At 60.0% G+C, this 16,302-nt stretch carries 16 protein-coding genes; 10 read left to right on the top strand and 6 right to left on the bottom strand.

Annotated elements, in window-relative coordinates:
• Positions 1-94: 94 nt before the first annotated feature.
• From miaB to lnt, 5 genes are all read left to right on the top strand, one after another.
• Positions 95-1,423: a tRNA (N6-isopentenyl adenosine(37)-C2)-methylthiotransferase MiaB gene (gene miaB / locus QRN31_RS13340; protein ID WP_222588592.1), complete on the top strand. Its 1,329-nt coding sequence runs from the start codon at positions 95-97 to the stop codon at positions 1,421-1,423.
• A 205-nt stretch (positions 1,424-1,628) separates the two neighbouring features.
• Positions 1,629-2,645: a PhoH family protein gene (locus QRN31_RS13335; RefSeq protein ID WP_090179503.1), complete on the top strand. Its 1,017-nt coding sequence runs from the start codon at positions 1,629-1,631 to the stop codon at positions 2,643-2,645.
• Positions 2,638-3,132 carry an rRNA maturation RNase YbeY gene (gene ybeY, locus QRN31_RS13330; protein ID WP_285432478.1) on the top strand — a complete coding sequence of 165 codons (495 nt, stop codon included), beginning with the start codon at positions 2,638-2,640 and terminating at the stop codon, positions 3,130-3,132. Before QRN31_RS13335 ends, ybeY begins: the two co-directional genes overlap by 8 nt.
• Before the next feature lie 5 nt (positions 3,133-3,137).
• A complete protein-coding gene (locus QRN31_RS13325) occupies positions 3,138-3,977 on the top strand; it encodes a CorC family transporter (protein WP_045062079.1) in 840 nt (279 codons plus the stop codon).
• Between the two features lie 8 nt (positions 3,978-3,985).
• On the top strand, positions 3,986-5,509 hold the full coding sequence (gene lnt, locus QRN31_RS13320; RefSeq protein ID WP_285432476.1) for an apolipoprotein N-acyltransferase: 1,524 nt from the start codon (positions 3,986-3,988) through the stop codon (positions 5,507-5,509).
• Positions 5,510-5,548: 39 nt separating this feature from the next.
• Here the strand turns inward: lnt and QRN31_RS13315 are convergent, their stop codons facing one another.
• Together QRN31_RS13315 and QRN31_RS13310 are read right to left on the bottom strand one after the other, a co-directional pair.
• Complete coding sequence (locus QRN31_RS13315) at positions 5,549-6,310, bottom strand: YdcF family protein (protein WP_285432475.1); 762 nt, start codon at positions 6,308-6,310, stop codon at positions 5,549-5,551.
• 105 nt (positions 6,311-6,415) lie between these two features.
• Positions 6,416-6,736, bottom strand: a complete 321-nt coding sequence (locus QRN31_RS13310; protein ID WP_285432474.1) for a hypothetical protein — start codon at positions 6,734-6,736, stop codon at positions 6,416-6,418.
• A gap of 279 nt (positions 6,737-7,015) precedes the next feature.
• Here QRN31_RS13310 and leuS point away from each other — a divergent pair, with 279 nt between their 5' ends.
• The 5 genes from leuS to QRN31_RS13285 all read left to right on the top strand — a co-directional run bounded on the left by leuS (position 7,016) and on the right by QRN31_RS13285 (position 13,069).
• On the top strand, positions 7,016-9,622 hold the full coding sequence (leuS, locus tag QRN31_RS13305; protein ID WP_285432473.1) for a leucine--tRNA ligase: 2,607 nt from the start codon (positions 7,016-7,018) through the stop codon (positions 9,620-9,622).
• Positions 9,623-9,710: 88 nt separating this feature from the next.
• Positions 9,711-10,316: an LPS-assembly lipoprotein LptE gene (locus QRN31_RS13300; RefSeq protein ID WP_285432472.1), complete on the top strand. Its 606-nt coding sequence runs from the start codon at positions 9,711-9,713 to the stop codon at positions 10,314-10,316.
• Positions 10,317-10,355: 39 nt separating this feature from the next.
• The gene (gene holA, locus QRN31_RS13295) at positions 10,356-11,393 is read left to right on the top strand and encodes a DNA polymerase III subunit delta (protein ID WP_285432471.1); all 1,038 of its coding nucleotides are present in this window, start codon (positions 10,356-10,358) and stop codon (positions 11,391-11,393) included.
• 126 nt (positions 11,394-11,519) lie between these two features.
• On the top strand, positions 11,520-11,684 hold the full coding sequence (arfA, locus tag QRN31_RS13290) for an alternative ribosome rescue factor ArfA (protein WP_090179482.1): 165 nt from the start codon (positions 11,520-11,522) through the stop codon (positions 11,682-11,684).
• A gap of 62 nt (positions 11,685-11,746) precedes the next feature.
• Positions 11,747-13,069 carry a lytic murein transglycosylase gene (locus tag QRN31_RS13285; RefSeq protein WP_285432470.1) on the top strand — a complete coding sequence of 441 codons (1,323 nt, stop codon included), beginning with the start codon at positions 11,747-11,749 and terminating at the stop codon, positions 13,067-13,069.
• A gap of 129 nt (positions 13,070-13,198) precedes the next feature.
• Here the strand turns inward: QRN31_RS13285 and QRN31_RS13280 are convergent, their stop codons facing one another.
• From QRN31_RS13280 to QRN31_RS13265, 4 genes are all read right to left on the bottom strand, one after another.
• Positions 13,199-14,149, bottom strand: coding sequence for a S66 peptidase family protein (locus QRN31_RS13280; protein ID WP_285432469.1), 951 nt, complete (start codon positions 14,147-14,149; stop codon positions 13,199-13,201).
• Between the two features lie 144 nt (positions 14,150-14,293).
• Entirely contained in the window at positions 14,294-15,316 is a 1,023-nt protein-coding gene (lipA, locus tag QRN31_RS13275; RefSeq protein WP_090179476.1) for a lipoyl synthase, read from the bottom strand.
• A gap of 1 nt (position 15,317) precedes the next feature.
• On the bottom strand, positions 15,318-15,965 hold the full coding sequence (gene lipB, locus QRN31_RS13270) for a lipoyl(octanoyl) transferase LipB (protein WP_285432468.1): 648 nt from the start codon (positions 15,963-15,965) through the stop codon (positions 15,318-15,320).
• Positions 15,965-16,240, bottom strand: a complete 276-nt coding sequence (locus QRN31_RS13265) for a DUF493 domain-containing protein (protein ID WP_285432467.1) — start codon at positions 16,238-16,240, stop codon at positions 15,965-15,967. Before QRN31_RS13265 ends, lipB begins: the two co-directional genes overlap by 1 nt.
• Positions 16,241-16,302 lie beyond the last annotated feature (62 nt).

Genomic DNA, 16,302 nt, shown 5'->3' with positions numbered 1-16,302 from the left:
AACTATAGCATAGCCGCCGGACGCACAGCGGTAGGAACCTTGGGACATGTTCCCTATAATGCGCGGTTCTTTGAATCACGTGATGACTGTATCCATGGCCAAGAAGCTTTACATCGAAACCCACGGTTGCCAGATGAACGAGTACGACAGCTCGCGCATGGTCGATCTGCTGGGTGAACATCAGGCCCTGGAAGTGACCGCTCGCGCTGAAGACGCCGACGTGATCCTGCTCAACACCTGCTCCATTCGGGAACGCGCCCAGGACCGGGTGTATTCCCAGCTCGGCCGCTGGCGCGAACTGAAACTGGCCAACCCGGACATGGTGATCGCCGTCGGCGGTTGCGTAGCCAGCCAGGAAGGCGCGGCCATCCGTGATCGCGCACCGTACGTCGATGTGGTTTTCGGCCCGCAAACCTTGCATCGCCTGCCGGAAATGATCGACGCCGCACGCGCCACCAAGCTGCCGCAAGTCGACGTCTCGTTCCCGGAAATCGAAAAATTCGACCACCTGCCAGAGCCGCGCATCGATGGTCCGAGCGCGTATGTGTCGGTCATGGAAGGTTGCAGCAAATACTGCACATTCTGCGTGGTGCCTTATACACGCGGTGAAGAGGTCAGCCGTCCGTTCGACGACGTGATTGCCGAGATCATGCATCTGGCGGAAAACGGCGTGCGGGAAGTCACCCTGCTGGGTCAGAACGTCAACGGCTACCGTGGCACCACGCATGACGGACGCCTGGCGGATCTCGCCGAGCTGATCCGCGTTGTGGCCGCCGTCGATGGCATCGACCGGATTCGTTACACCACCTCGCACCCGCTGGAGTTTTCCGACAGCCTGATCCAGGCCCACGCCGATGTGCCGGAGTTGGTCAAACACCTGCACTTGCCGGTGCAATCGGGGTCGGACCGGATCCTCGCGGCGATGAAGCGCAACCACACCGCCCTGGAATACAAATCCAAATTGCGCAAGCTGCGGGCCGCGGTGCCAGGCATCTGCATCAGCTCGGACTTCATCGTTGGCTTCCCGGGGGAGACCGAAAAAGATTTCGAGCAGACCATGAAGCTGATCGAAGACGTCGGCTTCGACTTCTCGTACTCGTTTGTTTACAGCCAGCGCCCGGGTACTCCGGCCGCAGACCTGGCCGACGAAACACCAGAAGCGCTGAAAAAAGAACGCCTGAACGCCCTGCAACATCGCCTGAATCAGCAAGGTTTCGAGATCAGCCGACAAATGGTCGGGTCGATCCAGCGGATCCTGGTCACCGATTATTCGAAAAAGGACCCCGGCGAGCTGCAGGGTCGGACCGAGAATAACCGGATCGTCAACTTCCGCTGCGACAATCCCACGCTGATCGGCCAGTTCGCCGACGTGCACATCGACGCCGCGCAGCCGCACTCGCTGCGGGGCTCGCTGATTCAGTGACACCGCATTTCCCTGTGGGAGCGAGCTTGCTCGCGATAGCGGCAGATCAGACAACTCACATGCTGAATGTCAGACCGCCATCGCGAGCAAGCTCGCTCCCACAGGGACGGTGATCAACCTTGGATTATTTAAGAGCTTTCGCACCCAGCCCTCTGGCGTTATCCTTGATTTCATCTTAATTGCCCCAGGGCGGCTAAATACGACCTTGAACGCACCCATAGAACCACATCGTTTTATCCTCGAGCCCTTTGAGGCTCGCCGCTTCGCCAATCTGTGCGGGCAATTCGACGAGCATTTGCGCTTGATCGAACAGCGCCTGACCATCGAGATCCGCAACCGCGGAAACCAGTTCGAACTGATCGGCGAGCCAAAACACACCACCTCCGCGGAAAACCTCCTGCGCCGTCTGTACCGGGAAACCAAGGGTACCGAGCTGTCGCCGGACATGGTTCACCTGTTCCTGCAGGAATCGGCCGTCGAAGAGCTGGACAACGTCTCCCCCGCCGAACCCTCCGTCGCCCTGCGCACCAAAAAAGGCATGATTCGCCCTCGCGGCTTGAATCAGCTGCGCTACGTGAAGGAAATCCTCGGCAACGACATCAACTTCGGCATCGGCCCGGCCGGTACCGGCAAGACCTATCTGGCCGTTGCCTGCGCGGTAGACGCGCTCGAACGCGAACAGATCCGGCGCATCCTGCTGGTGCGCCCGGCGGTTGAGGCGGGCGAAAAGCTCGGCTTCCTGCCTGGCGACCTCTCACAGAAGATCGATCCGTACCTTCGCCCGCTGTATGACGCCCTCTACGAAATGCTTGGCTTCGAATACGTCGCCAAGCTGATCGAGCGTCAAGTCATCGAAGTTGCGCCATTGGCGTACATGCGCGGTCGTACGCTGAACAACAGTTTCATCATCCTCGACGAAAGCCAGAACACCACCGTCGAACAGATGAAGATGTTCCTGACCCGAATCGGCTTCGGCTCCACCGCGGTCATCACCGGTGACATCACCCAGGTCGACTTGCCGAAAGGCACCAAATCCGGGCTGCACCACGTGATCGAGGTGCTCAAGGACGTGCCGGGTATCAGCTTCACCCATTTCATGCCCAAAGACGTCGTGCGCCATCCGTTGGTGCAGAGGATCGTCGAAGCTTACGAGCGCTTCGAGAATCGCGTGGCTGATGAACCGGCGAAATTCTCGCCCAAGGACACTCGCCACGATGCTTGAGCTTGATCTGCAACTGGCTACCCAAACGCCGGCCCCAAGCGAAGCCGAGTTCCGCCAATGGTGCGAACTGGCTCTGCGCCAGCGCACGGCCGACTCCGAGATGACCATTCGCCTGGTCGACGAAGCCGAAGGCCGCGAGCTGAACAAGACCTGGCGGCAGAAGGACTACGCCACCAACGTCTTGTCATTTCCTGCCGATGTGCCGGATGAGTTTCTCGATATCCCGTTGCTGGGCGACCTGGTCGTCTGCGTGGCAGTCGTCGAACGTGAAGCCGCCGAACAAGGCAAGGAACTAAAAGCCCATTGGGCCCATCTGGTCATTCACGGCTGCTTGCATCTGTTGGGTTACGACCATATAGATGACGACGAAGCCGAGGAAATGGAAGCACTGGAACGAACGTTGCTTGCAGAGTTGGGCTATCCCGACCCGTACGCGGACGACGAAACCGACACATCCCCCATCGTTACAACAAAGGATTCAGAGTAATCGCTATGAGCGAAGATCGATCGAGCAACGGGCAGAAGTCTTGGCTGGGTAAACTCACCCAGGCTTTTGCCCACGAGCCGAAGAACCGCCAGGAGCTGCTGGAGCTGCTGCGCGATGCACACCAAAACAAACTGCTGGACAGCGAAGCGCTGGCCATCGTCGAAGGCGCCATCCAGGTCGCTGACCTGCAAGTACGGGACATCATGGTCCCGCGCTCGCAGATGATCAGCATCAAGGCGACCCAGACACCTAGGGAGTTTTTGCCTGCCGTGGTCGACTCGGCCCACTCCCGTTACCCGGTCATCGGCGAAAGCCACGATGACGTGATGGGTGTGTTGCTGGCCAAGGATTTGCTGCCGTTGATCCTCAAGGAGAACGGCGACAGCTTCAACATCAAGGACCTGCTGCGCCCGGCCACCTTCGTGCCGGAGTCCAAGCGCCTGAATGTGCTGCTGCGTGAATTTCGCGCCAACCACAACCACATGGCCATCGTCATCGACGAGTACGGCGGCGTGGCCGGCCTGGTGACAATCGAAGACGTACTGGAACAGATCGTCGGCGACATCGAAGACGAGCATGACGTCGAAGAAGACAGCTACATCAAGCCATTGCCCAGCGGTGATTTCCTGATCAAGGCGCTGACGCCGATCGAGAACTTCAACGAGTTCTTCGACAGCGAGTTCTCCGACGATGAGTTCGACACGGTTGGCGGCCTGGTGATGAGCGCTTTCGGGCACTTGCCAAAACGTAACGAAATCACTGAAATCGGCCCTTATCGCTTTCGCATCCTGAACGCCGACAGCCGTCGGATTCACTTGCTGCGCCTGACTCCTATTGCACGCTAAGGACTGACATGCTCCGCGTAACCCGCCCCGGCTGGCCCGGTAATCTGCTGGCCGTGGCGGCCGGTGCACTCACCACCCTGGCGTTGGCGCCGTACGATATCTGGCCGCTGGCTTTGCTGGCGGTCGGCTTCTTCTATGCCGGCTTGCGAGAACTGAGCCCCCGTCAGGCCCTGGGCCGTGGCTGGTGTTTCGGTTTCGGCTTGTTTGGTGCCGGCACCAGCTGGATCTACTACAGCATTCACAACTTCGGTGGCGCCTCGATGCTGCTGGCCGGAATGCTGATGCTCGCCTTCACCGCAGCGATTGCCTGGTTCTTCGCCCTGCCCGCCTGGATCTGGGCGCGCTGGCTGCGTCGCAACGAAGCGCCACTGGCCGATGCCTTGGCATTCGCCGCATTGTGGGTCGCCCAGGAAGCCTTTCGTGGCTGGTTCCTCACCGGTTTTCCGTGGCTCTACTCCGGCTACAGCCAGCTCGACGGCCCGCTGGCCGGGCTCGCGCCCATCGGCGGAATGTGGCTGATTTCCTTTACCCTGGCCCTGACAGCTGCATTGATCTACAACGCCATGCGCCTGGTTCGTGCTGGTCGCAAAGGTTTCATCGCTGCGGGCGTGTTGCTGCTGTTTGGCCCTTGGGTCGCCGGCATGGCATTGAAAGAACACGCCTGGACCAGTCCGGCGGGGCCGGCGCTGAGCGTTGCCGCCATTCAGGGCAATATCGAACAAAGCATGAAGTGGGACCCGGCACAGCTCAACGCGCAGTTGGCGCTGTACCGCGACATGAGCTTCAGCTCCAAACGGGTCGACCTGCTGATCTGGCCGGAAACGGCTGTTCCTGTGCTCAAGGAGTCCGCCGAGGGCTACCTGAACATGATGGGGAATTTCGCTGCGGACCGTAAGACTGCGCTGATTACCGGTGTACCGATTCGCCAGGAAGTGCGTCACGAGAAGCGCTTCTTCAACGGCATCACCGTTGTTGGCGAAGGCGATGGCACTTACCTCAAGCAGAAACTGGTGCCGTTTGGCGAGTACGTTCCGTTGCAGGACGTACTGCGCGGGCTGATCGCCTTCTTCGACCTGCCGATGTCCGATTTTGCCCGTGGTCCGTCTGACCAACCGATGCTGCAGGCCAAGGGTTACCAGATTGCGCCGTTCATCTGCTACGAAGTGGTCTACCCGGAGTTCGCCGCCAGCCTCGCCGCTCGCAGTGACTTGCTGCTGACCATCAGCAACGACACCTGGTTCGGCACCTCCATCGGTCCGCTGCAACACTTGCAGATGGCGCAGATGCGCGCGCTGGAAGCGGGCCGCTGGATGATCCGCGCCACCAACAATGGCGTTACCGGCCTGATCAACCCGTTCGGTCAGATCACCGCCCGCATCCCGCAGTTCGAACGCGGCATCCTGTACGGCGAAGTAGTGCCAATGCACAACCTGACGCCTTACCTGCAATGGCGCTCGTGGCCGCTGATCATCCTTTGCGTGCTGTTGTTTGGCTGGGCACTGGTGGCGAGCCGGATGGCCAAGACCGTCTGAAACTGCTGAGCTTGATCGTTCCCACGCTCGTGGGAACGATCAGCGATAGAAAAGCGAATACCCGAGCTGTCCTACCGCCTCATTCAACAACTGCCCGCTCTGCCAGATCGATTTGAATTCCGGCATCCAGCCGCCCAGCGGCCGGGCATTGTCCACGCCTAAAAACCCCACCGGCGCAGGCACGACTTCAAATCCGGCCTGCCGAAAACTCCAGACCGATCGCGGCATGTGCCAGGCCTGCGTGACCACCACCACCCGCTTGATCCCCTCCGGCAACAGCACCTGAGCGCTGAACTGCGCGTTCTCCCACGTCGTGCGGCTGCGCCCTTCCTGCCAACGCACGGTCACGCCGAAATCATCGAGCAATGAGTCCGCCATCAGTTTTGCTTCGGTGGGCGGCGTGCCGTAATGCAACCCGCCGCTGGTAAGAACCGGTAACCCGGACGCCTTCGCCAAACGTGCGGCATAACGTTCACGCTCCAGACCGATCCCCGTCGGCTGATCGGCGCCCCAGGCGATATCGCCGCGCTCACGCCCGGACCCCAGCAGCACAATTGCATCGGCGCGCTGGCCCAGGGTTGACCATTCGTCACGCGCCAACGGCGGCTGACTCTCCAAGGCCTTCGCTCCCCACTGCACGACCACCGGCAGACTCATCAGCCAGAAACCGCCCGCCCCCAAGACAAAACACACCGCCGCAAGGCGCGGCCTTGAGCGGCGCAGCCACCACGCAAGAACCAGCAACAGCAACAGAATGCCGGGCGGTAATAGAAGTTGTTTGACGAAATAGCGAAAAGGCATCGAGCATCTCCATAAGATGCTCGAAGCCTAAGTGGGTTGACGCAATGCGACAACAAATGCGGAAGGATTATGCTTCAACAAACCATGTTTTATGACTTGGAGCCGTTATTTGAATTGCAGCGACCGGACCTTTTCCGCGCCACTGCCAGTTGCTTTGTCCTTAAGCCAGACGATTTTGGCCGAACGCGGTGCATCAAGTTGCTTCACTGCTGCTGACAGGCATCCGTGCGTCTCACGTTCACTGCGATCCAGATAGGCTTTGACCAATGCAAACTCTGCGGGACTCAATCCACGCAGTTCCAGCTCAAGGGGACGCTCATCGCGTAGCCGACCAGCGGTTTTTGCAGCGTCCAGCGCCATGCCAAGACGATCAATCAGTCTTTCGTACAGCTCCGGCTTCGTGACTTTTTGCTGTGACTCAACCATCCCTCACCTCATTGAAGATAAGACTCACTCCCCATTTAGAGCTTAGCTTCCATGAACAAACCGGCTGAGTGCCGCGACCAACGGCCCTCGCAGGGCAAATCGGGCAACGCCTGCGTGCAATCAGGGTTTCCCTCGGTAGAGCGCGGTCATGTATGCTACGGCGCTTCCTGTAACTCCACTTCCAGCTCGCTTGGGCACCGAAACGCCGATTTGGCGTCGTCACCGTCCAGCGTTGCATTGAAGAGGATTAGGCCACCCCTATTCAGTTCAAAAGTAGCCATGCACGAACAATATCAGCCCCGTGAAATCGAAGCCGCCGCCCAGTCGTTCTGGGACGAGCAAAAGTCCTTTGAAGTCAGTGAACAGCCAGGCAAGGAGACTTTCTACTGCCTGTCGATGTTCCCTTACCCCAGCGGCAAGCTACACATGGGGCACGTGCGCAACTACACCATCGGCGACGTGATCTCCCGCTACCAGCGCATGCAAGGCAAAAACGTTCTGCAACCGATGGGTTGGGACGCCTTCGGCATGCCGGCGGAAAACGCCGCAATGAAGAACAACGTAGCGCCGGCCAAGTGGACCTACGAAAACATCGCCTACATGAAAACCCAGCTGCGCAGCCTGGGCCTGGCGGTGGACTGGTCACGCGAGGTGACCACCTGCAAACCTGATTACTACCGCTGGGAACAATGGCTGTTCACTCGCCTGTTCGAAAAAGGCGTGATCTACAAAAAAAGCGGCACCGTGAACTGGGACCCGGTCGACCAGACCGTCCTGGCCAACGAACAGGTGATCGACGGTCGCGGCTGGCGTTCCGGCGCGCTGATCGAAAAACGCGAAATCCCGATGTACTACTTCAAGATCACCGCCTACGCGGATGAGTTGCTGGAGAGCCTCGACGAACTGACTGGCTGGCCTGAACAGGTCAAGACCATGCAGCGCAACTGGATCGGTAAATCCCGCGGCATGGAAGTGCAGTTTCCGTACGACGTCGATTCCATCGGCGAAACCGGCGCGCTGAAAGTCTTCACCACCCGTCCGGACACCCTGATGGGCGCGACCTACGTTGCCGTGGCCGCCGAACACCATTTGGCCGCCCTGGCCGCGCAAAACAACCCTGAGCTGCAAGCGTTCATCGCTGAATGCAAGGGCGGCAGCGTCGCTGAAGCCGACGTCGCCACCCAAGAGAAAAAAGGCCTGCCGACCTCGCTGTTCGTCGAGCACCCACTGACCGGTGAGAAGCTCCCGGTGTGGGTCGCCAACTACGTGCTGATGCACTACGGCGACGGCGCAGTCATGGCTGTACCGGCTCATGACGAACGTGATTTCGAATTCGCCACCAAGTACAACCTGCCGATCAAGTCCGTGGTGCGCACCAGCGCAGGTGATACCAACCCGGCTCCATGGCAGGACGCCTACGGCGAACACGGCACGCTGATCAACTCCGGCGAGTTCGACGGCCTAGACTTCGCCGGCGCGTTCGACGCCATTGAAGTGGCACTGATCAAGAAAAGCCTCGGTGCCTCGCGCACCCAGTTCCGCCTGCGCGACTGGGGCATCAGCCGTCAGCGCTACTGGGGCTGCCCGATCCCGATCATCCACTGCACCACCTGCGGTGATGTGCCGGTCCCGGAAGATCAACTGCCCGTCGTGCTGCCGGAAGACGTGGTGCCGGATGGCGCCGGTTCGCCACTGGCGCGTATGCCTGAGTTCTACGAATGCGCTTGCCCGAAATGCGGCGCACCGGCCAAGCGTGAAACCGACACCATGGACACCTTCGTCGAGTCCTCGTGGTACTACGCCCGTTACGCCTCGCCACACTATGAAGGCGGCCTGGTGGAAAAATCGGCGGCCGACCATTGGTTGCCGGTGGATCAGTACATCGGCGGTATCGAACACGCCATTCTTCACCTGCTCTACGCGCGCTTCTTCCACAAGCTGATGCGTGACGAAGGCCTGGTGAGTTCCAACGAGCCGTTCAAGAACCTGCTGACCCAAGGCATGGTGATCGCCGAGACTTATTATCGTCGCGAAGCCAATGGTGCCTACACCTGGTTCAACCCGGCGGACGTCGAACTCGAACGCGACAGCAAGGCCAAGGTTATCAGCGCCAAGCTGATCGCAGACGGCCTGCCGGTGGAAATCGGCGGTACCGAGAAGATGGCCAAGTCGAAGAACAACGGCGTCGATCCACAATCGATGATTGACCAGTTCGGCGCAGACACCTGCCGCCTGTTCATGATGTTCGCCTCGCCGCCCGACATGAGCGCGGAATGGTCCGATTCCGGCGTAGAAGGTTCGCACCGTTTCCTCAAGCGCGTCTGGCGCCTGGCGCAAGCACACGTTACGCAGGGCCTGCCGGGCAAACTGGACGTCGCCGGCCTGAACGACGAGCAGAAAGCCGTTCGCCGTTCGATCCACCTGGCAATCAAGCAAGCCAGCCACGACGTCGGCCAGAACCACAAATTCAACACCGCAATCGCCCAGGTGATGACGCTGATGAACGTGCTGGAAAAAGCCGCGCAGGTCACCGAACAGGATCGCGCACTGGTTCACGAAGGTCTGGAAGCCGTGACCCTGCTGCTGGCTCCGATCACCCCGCACATCAGCCACGAGCTGTGGCATCAACTGGGTCACGCCGGCCCTGTTATCGATGCTGGCTGGCCGGCGGTGGACGAAACCGCGCTGGTGCAAGACAGCCTGACGCTGGTTATCCAGGTCAACGGCAAGTTGCGTGGCCAGATTGAAATGCCGGCCACCGCATCGCGCGAAGAAGTCGAAGCCGCTGCCCGTGTCAACGAGAACGTGTTGCGCTTCGTCGACGGCCTGACTATTCGTAAAGTGATCGTAGTGCCCGGGAAACTGGTCAATATCGTCGCCAGCTAAATTGGATCAGGCGCCCGGTATGCCGGGCGCCGCGTAAAACCTTTCGGGCCGCATGATCGGCCTACCTGGTTTCAAGGGGAGCAACAAGATGATCAAACGCAATTTGCTGGTGATGGGCCTCGCAGTCCTGTTGAGCGCCTGCGGTTTCCAGCTGCGCGGCACTGGCACCACCGAACTGGCGATCAAGGAACTCGACCTGAGCGCACGCAACGCTTACGGCGAAACCGTAACGCAACTGCGTCAAGTCCTGCAAAGCAGCGGCGTCAAGGTCTACACAGGTGCACCGTACAAACTGGTGCTGACCGATGAGCAGGAAAGCCAGCGCATCCTCAGCTACGCCGGTGCCGGTCGTACTGGCGAGTATCAAGTGAATACCGTGCTGAACTACGACATCCGTGGTGCACACGACCTGCCGTTGATGAGCGACAAACTTGAAGTGCAGAAGATCTTTATCCACGACGGCAACAACCTGGTGGGTTCCGATCAGGAAGCCGGCGCTGCCCGCGCAGAAACTCGTCGCGAACTGGTTCAACGCATGGTGCTGCGCCTGTCACAGCTGACTCCAACCCAACTGGAGCGGATGCAACAGACTGCGGACGCCAGGGCCAAGGCCGAAGCTCAGGCACTGGAAGCCGCACAGAAGGCTGAAGCGGAAACCCCGCGTCAGTCGCCCGTCGAAATTCCGCAGCAATAAGACTTACGGGGCGCTCAGGCGCCCCGTTCGCCCTCTCTTATGAAACTTGCCCCCGCCCAACTCGCTAAACACCTGCAAGGTCCCCTTGCACCCATCTATATCATCAGTGGCGATGACCCGCTGTTGTGTCAGGAAGCCGCCGACGCCATCCGCGCCGCCGCTCGCCAGCAAGGCTTCGATGAACGCCAGGTCTTCTCCGCCGACGCCAGTTTCGACTGGGGTACGCTGCTGCAGGCCGGTGCAAGCATGTCGCTGTTTGCCGAAAAGCGTCTGTTGGAACTGCGCTTGCCATCCGGCAAACCCGGTGACAAAGGTGCCGCCGCGTTTATCGAGTACTGCGCACGCCCGGCCGAAGACACGGTGCTGCTGATTAGTCTGCCCAAGCTGGATGGCAGCGCGCAAAAAACCAAGTGGGGCAAAGCGCTGGTCGAAGGTCAGCAGACGCAGTTCGTGCAGATCTGGCCGGTGGATGCCAACCAGTTGCCGAGCTGGATCCGTCAACGGCTGTCCCAGGCAGGGCTTTCGGCCAGCCAGGACGCGGTCGAATTGATCGCCGCGCGGGTCGAAGGCAACTTGCTGGCCGCCGCCCAGGAAATCGAAAAGCTCAAATTGATGGCCGAAGGTGGGCAGATCACCGTCGAAACCGTGCAAGCCGCGGTGGCCGACAGTGCCCGTTTCGATGTCTTCGGCCTGACCGACGCGATTCTCAATGGCGAAGCCGCCCATGCGCTGCGCATGCTCGAAGGGTTGCGCGGTGAAGGCGTGGAGCCGCCGGTGATTCTCTGGGCGCTGGCCCGCGAGCTTCGCCTGTTGGCCAACCTGTCGTTGCAATACAGCCAGGGCGTGCCGCTGGACAAGGCCTTCAGCCAGGCGCGACCGCCGATCTGGGACAAACGCAAACCGTTGATGAGCAAAGCCCTGCAACGCTACTCGGCGCAACGCTGGGCGCAACTATTGCTGGAAGCGCAGCGCATCGACGCGCAGATCAAAGGCCAGGCTGCCGGGTCGCCGTGGATGAGTTTGAGTCGGTTATCGTTGTTGATGGCCGGGCAAAGATTGTCGCTGCCTGCTGAGTAGGATCAAAAAATCGTAGATCTTTTGATCCTGCTTCCTACAAATCAAATCTGATTTTCCCCTCTAGACAGTCCCGCAACTTCAGCAGATTATTTCCCCCGCAAATCCACTCAATCGAGAGAACTCATCATGAGTAAAAAGCCATCTAAAAGTGGCCCCAACAAGGCCAAATCCATCATCGCCCAGCCACTGTTCCGCAGCCGTCAGGAACGAGCCGGCAAGGGCAAAGGCAGCTACCGCCGCGAAGCCTTCCAGTCTAATAGCTGGGAGGCTTCTTACTTTCTGGCGGCCTGAAAGGCAAGCGACCGCTCAACATGTTAAGGTCTTCACCTGATTCGTATTCCCTGGAACTGTGCATGCCCCTTCGTCTTTCCCGTCGCTGGCCTCTACGCCAACTGATCGCTGCCTCCAGCCTCATTCTACTTGTCGCCTGCGCGGAAAAACCGACCGCCGCGGACGCTCAACCGCTTCAGACCCTTCCCGTCGCGACAGCCCCTGCGGTCATTCCGCCCGTGGTGCCGGCCGATGAAAACCTCGACATCCAGCCCACCCAGACCTTCGCTGAATGGCAGGCGGGTTTTCGCAAAGAGGCCCTGGCCGCCGGGATTCGCGCCGACATATTCGACCGCGCCTTCGCCAATGTCAGCTTCGACGAGAGCGTGATCCGCGCCGACCGCAGCCAACCGGAATTCGCACGCCCCGTATGGGAATACCTTGATGGCGCCCTTTCGCCGCTTCGGGTACGCAAAGGCCAGACGCTGGTCAACCAATACGCCGACATTCTGCAAAGCATCGAACAGCGCTATGGCGTCGACCGCCAGGCGCTGGTGTCTGTATGGGGCATGGAGAGCAATTTCGGACAGTTCCAGGGCACCAAGTCGGTGATCAATTCCCTGGCAACCCTGGCCTATGAAGGCCGGCGCCCAGGCTTTGCTCAGGCGCAATTGATCGCCGCCTTGCAGATCCTGCAACAGGGCGACATCACGCCGGAGAAAATGCTCGGTTCCTGGGCCGGTGCCATGGGCCAGACCCAGTTCATCCCGACCACCTACAACACCCACGCAGTGGATTTCGATGGCGACGGTCGCCGCGACATCTGGGGCAGCCCCGCCGATGCATTGGCCTCGACCGCGCACTACCTGCAAAGCTCCGGCTGGCAGAAAGGCCAGCCGTGGGGTTTTGAAGTGCAGCTGCCAGGCAGCTTCAACTATGTGCTGGCCGATGGCATCCTGCGCAAGAGCGTTGCCGAATGGCTGCAACTGGGCGTCTCGCTACCCAATGGTGCCCAGGTTCCAGCGGGCTCGGAACACCTGTCAGCCGCCCTGCTGTTGCCGGCCGGCTATCGTGGCCCGGCGTTCCTGGTGCTCGACAACTTCCGCGCAATCCTCAAGTACAACAATTCCTCCTCCTATGCGTTGGCCGTGAGCCTGTTATCCGAGCGCTTCACTGGTGGAGGTTTGATCAGCGGCACTTGGCCAAAAGATGATTTGCCGCTGAGCCGTACCGAACGGATCGAACTGCAAAGCTTGTTGAGCGCGCAGAACTACGATGCAGGCACGCCGGATGGCATCATTGGTGCCAACACCCGCAAAGCGATCCGCAGCGCACAGCAGTCATTTGGCTGGCCAGCAGATGGATATCCGACGCACAAATTGCTGGAAGGACTGCGTAACCGATAGTCGGCCGAATGGCTGATGCCGCCTTCGCGAACAAGCCCGCTCCCACATTCGACCGCATTCCTATGGAAGGACTAGGTCAACTGTGGGAGCGGGCTTGCTCGCGAAGACTGACTGTCAGGCGACAAATGCCTACAGCTTGACCACCACATCCTGCTCCAGCACCAATTCCTTCTTCCCCGCGTCCAATCGAACCAGTGCCCCCATCGGCAACGTCAGGTTCGGATCGCAATGCCCGCTGCGCCACCCGGACAGCACCGGAATCCGCAACGGTTCGAAGGTCTGCTTGAGCAAACGCTCCAGCGCCGCCGTATCAACCCCCGCCACATCCCCCACCAGAACGCCGCGCAACTTGCCCAAGGTGCCCGCCAGGCGCAGATGGGTCAGCAGACGGTCGATGCGATACAGCGGCTCGTTGACGTCCTCAATGAACAGAATGACGCCCTCGGCCTCTATCTCGAATGGCGTGCCCATAGTCGCGGCAAGCATCGACAGATTGCCCCCCAGCAAACGCCCGTGAGCAATGCCCGGCTCGATTGTGGTCAGCGGGTAAGCCGACGGATGCGACAGCACACTGCCAGCCTTCACCTGCCCTCTGAGCATGTTGAAAAACGAAGACTCGGTCGGTTTTTGCTTTTCTCCCAACAAGTCAGCATTGAGCAGCGGCCCGTGAAAGGTGACGAAACCGGCGTAACGGCTGATCGCGACATGCAGCGCAGTGATGTCGCTGTAGCCGATGAATGGTTTCGCGTTGTTTTGCAGCAACTCGAAATCGATACGATCGAGCAAGCGCGGCGTACCGTACCCACCGCGCAGGCAAATGATGGCGTCGACCTCGGTGTCAGCGAACGCCGCGTGCAAATCATTGAGCCGTACGTCGTCGCTTCCGGCCAGGTAGCCATCCTGCTCGTACACACCGGGAAACACCCGCAGTGCGTAACCGCGAGCGCGCATCCAGGCGATGGCTTTATCGGTGTCCAGTCCCGCGGGACCGGCAGGCGCAATCACACCGATCAGCCCTTGCGAGGGCAACGCCGGGACGGGTTTGTGAGGGTAAAGCGTGTGAGTCGGTCGAACAGTCATCCATGAATCTCCCTGCGCAAAAAGCTTCAGCACACAGTAGTCAGGAACGGGGACAAACAGAAGAGGTCAAGTTGCCGTGAACATGGCAAAAAAACGCCCGCAAGGTCAGAAACCTTGCAGGCGCTTTTGCTTACTCGCCGTGGATCAGGACGACATCAGCTCGGCCTTGACCAGCTTCGCCTGTTCGTCGGCGTGGTACGAAGAACGTACCAGCGGACCGGAAGCGACGTTCTTGAAGCCCATTTTGTAACCTTCCTCGGCGAACCAGGCGAAGGTATCCGGGTGCACGAAACGCTGGACCGGCAAGTGGCTGCGGGACGGTTGCAGGTACTGGCCCAGAGTCAGCATGTCGATGTCGTGCTCGCGCATGCGCTTCATGACTTCGATGACTTCTTCGTCGGTTTCGCCCAGGCCCAGCATCAGGCCGGATTTGGTCGGAATGTGCGGCATCATCTGCTTGAAGCGTTGCAGCAGGGTCAGCGACCACTGGTAGTCCGAACCCGGACGCGCTGCCTTGTACAGGCGCGGCACGGTTTCCAGGTTGTGGTTGAACACATCCGGCGGCTCGGCAGCGGTGATTTCCAGCGCGACGTCCATACGGCCACGGTAGTCCGGGACCAGGGTCTCGAGCTGCACATTCGGCGACAGCTTGCGGATCTCGCGAATGCAGTCGGCAAAGTGCTGGGCACCGCCGTCGCGCAGGTCGTCGCGGTCAACCGAGGTAATCACCACGTATTTGAGCTTGAGGTCGGCGATGGCGATGGCCAGGCTTTCGGGCTCGTTGACGTCCAATGGCTTCGGACGACCGTGGCCAACGTCGCAGAACGGGCAGCGACGGGTGCAGATGTCGCCCATGATCATGAAGGTCGCGGTGCCACCGGAGAAGCACTCACCCAGGTTCGGGCAGGAAGCCTCTTCGCACACGCTGTGCAGCTTGTGTTTGCGCAGCAGCGCCTTGATGCGGTCGACTTCCGGGGAAATCGGAATCCGCACGCGAATCCAGTCAGGTTTCTTCGGCAGTTCGGTGGTCGGAATGATCTTCACCGGGATACGTGCAACCTTCTCGGCGCCGCGCAGCTTGACGCCGGCTTCAACCTTGGCACGCGGGGCCGGACGCTCGGTGACATCAAGCGTCGGGATCATGGTTTGCACTGCATCAGTAGTCATATCAGTCGATTCCGCCCGTTAGGGTCGTCTGCTCAGCATAGTCGAGGTGTTTGACGAGCTGCGCGCGCAGCCGGGCACTTACCTCGGCAAATTCAATCGATCCTGCGTGATCGCTTAGCTGGGTCATTGCCAGCCCGGCGTAACCGCAGGGATTAATCCGTCGAAACGGTTCCAGGTCCATATCCACGTTCAGGGCCAGGCCATGAAAGGAACAACCGTGGCGGATCCGCAGGCCCAGGGAAGCGATTTTCGCTCCCTCGACGTAGACACCCGGCGCGTCTGGCTTGGCGTTGGCGGTCACGCCATAGCTGGCCAGCAACTCGATCAGGCAGTGCTCCATGCGGGTGACCAGGTCACGCACGCCGAAACCCAGCTTGCGAACGTCGAGCAACAGGTAGGCCACCAATTGGCCGGGACCGTGATAAGTCACCTGACCACCGCGATCAACCTGCACCACCGGGATATCCCCTGGCAGCAACAAGTGCTCGGCTTTGCCAGCCTGGCCTTGGGTGAACACCGCAGGGTGTTCAACCAGCCAGATCTCGTCCGCGGCATTGCTGCCGCGTTCGTTGGTGAAGCGCTGCATGGCATGCCAGACCGGCTCGTAAGCCATCTGACCCAGCTCGCGAAAGCCCAGCGTGCCGGGCATCACAACACCATGTGCACGAAGCCGGTCGCCCGCAGTTCGCTGTTGATGTTGTACAGCTGGTCCTGATCGGTGGCGACGATGTGCAACTGAATCGTGGTGTACTTGCCGTTGGTGCTTTGGCGCTCATCAACGCGTTCATCGTTGACCGTCGCGTGTTTCTTGACGATCTCGATGATCTTGTCTTTGTTGCCTACACCCGTATCGCTGATCACCTTAACCGGGTAATCAACATTGGGAAATTCGATCTTAGGCGCCTTTACTTCGGTATCGGTCATGGCGTAACGGCCTCGTAAGCGTAAGCCGTGGCGACAGGCAAAGCCCCAGGCCGGATCGGCGA

Origin of the sequence: Pseudomonas sp. fls2-241-R2A-110, assembly GCF_030209165.1 — a bacterium.
Classification (GTDB): Bacteria; Pseudomonadota; Gammaproteobacteria; order Pseudomonadales; family Pseudomonadaceae; genus Aquipseudomonas.
This window is presented reverse-complemented; position numbering and strand designations above follow the sequence as displayed.

Coding starts and splice junctions, on each gene's coding strand:
- lipA (WP_090179476.1), bottom strand. CDS start 15,316: ATGACTACTGATGCAGTGCAAACCATGATCCCGACGCTTGATGTCACC.
- QRN31_RS13265 (WP_285432467.1), bottom strand. CDS start 16,240: ATGACCGATACCGAAGTAAAGGCGCCTAAGATCGAATTTCCCAATGTT.
- leuS (WP_285432473.1), top strand. CDS start 7,016: ATGCACGAACAATATCAGCCCCGTGAAATCGAAGCCGCCGCCCAGTCG.
- holA (WP_285432471.1), top strand. CDS start 10,356: ATGAAACTTGCCCCCGCCCAACTCGCTAAACACCTGCAAGGTCCCCTT.
- QRN31_RS13325 (WP_045062079.1), top strand. CDS start 3,138: ATGAGCGAAGATCGATCGAGCAACGGGCAGAAGTCTTGGCTGGGTAAA.
- QRN31_RS13300 (WP_285432472.1), top strand. CDS start 9,711: ATGATCAAACGCAATTTGCTGGTGATGGGCCTCGCAGTCCTGTTGAGC.
- QRN31_RS13310 (WP_285432474.1), bottom strand. CDS start 6,736: ATGGTTGAGTCACAGCAAAAAGTCACGAAGCCGGAGCTGTACGAAAGA.
- lipB (WP_285432468.1), bottom strand. CDS start 15,965: ATGCCCGGCACGCTGGGCTTTCGCGAGCTGGGTCAGATGGCTTACGAG.
- lnt (WP_285432476.1), top strand. CDS start 3,986: ATGCTCCGCGTAACCCGCCCCGGCTGGCCCGGTAATCTGCTGGCCGTG.
- arfA (WP_090179482.1), top strand. CDS start 11,520: ATGAGTAAAAAGCCATCTAAAAGTGGCCCCAACAAGGCCAAATCCATC.
- QRN31_RS13315 (WP_285432475.1), bottom strand. CDS start 6,310: ATGCCTTTTCGCTATTTCGTCAAACAACTTCTATTACCGCCCGGCATT.
- ybeY (WP_285432478.1), top strand. CDS start 2,638: ATGCTTGAGCTTGATCTGCAACTGGCTACCCAAACGCCGGCCCCAAGC.
- QRN31_RS13285 (WP_285432470.1), top strand. CDS start 11,747: ATGCCCCTTCGTCTTTCCCGTCGCTGGCCTCTACGCCAACTGATCGCT.
- miaB (WP_222588592.1), top strand. CDS start 95: ATGGCCAAGAAGCTTTACATCGAAACCCACGGTTGCCAGATGAACGAG.
- QRN31_RS13280 (WP_285432469.1), bottom strand. CDS start 14,149: ATGACTGTTCGACCGACTCACACGCTTTACCCTCACAAACCCGTCCCG.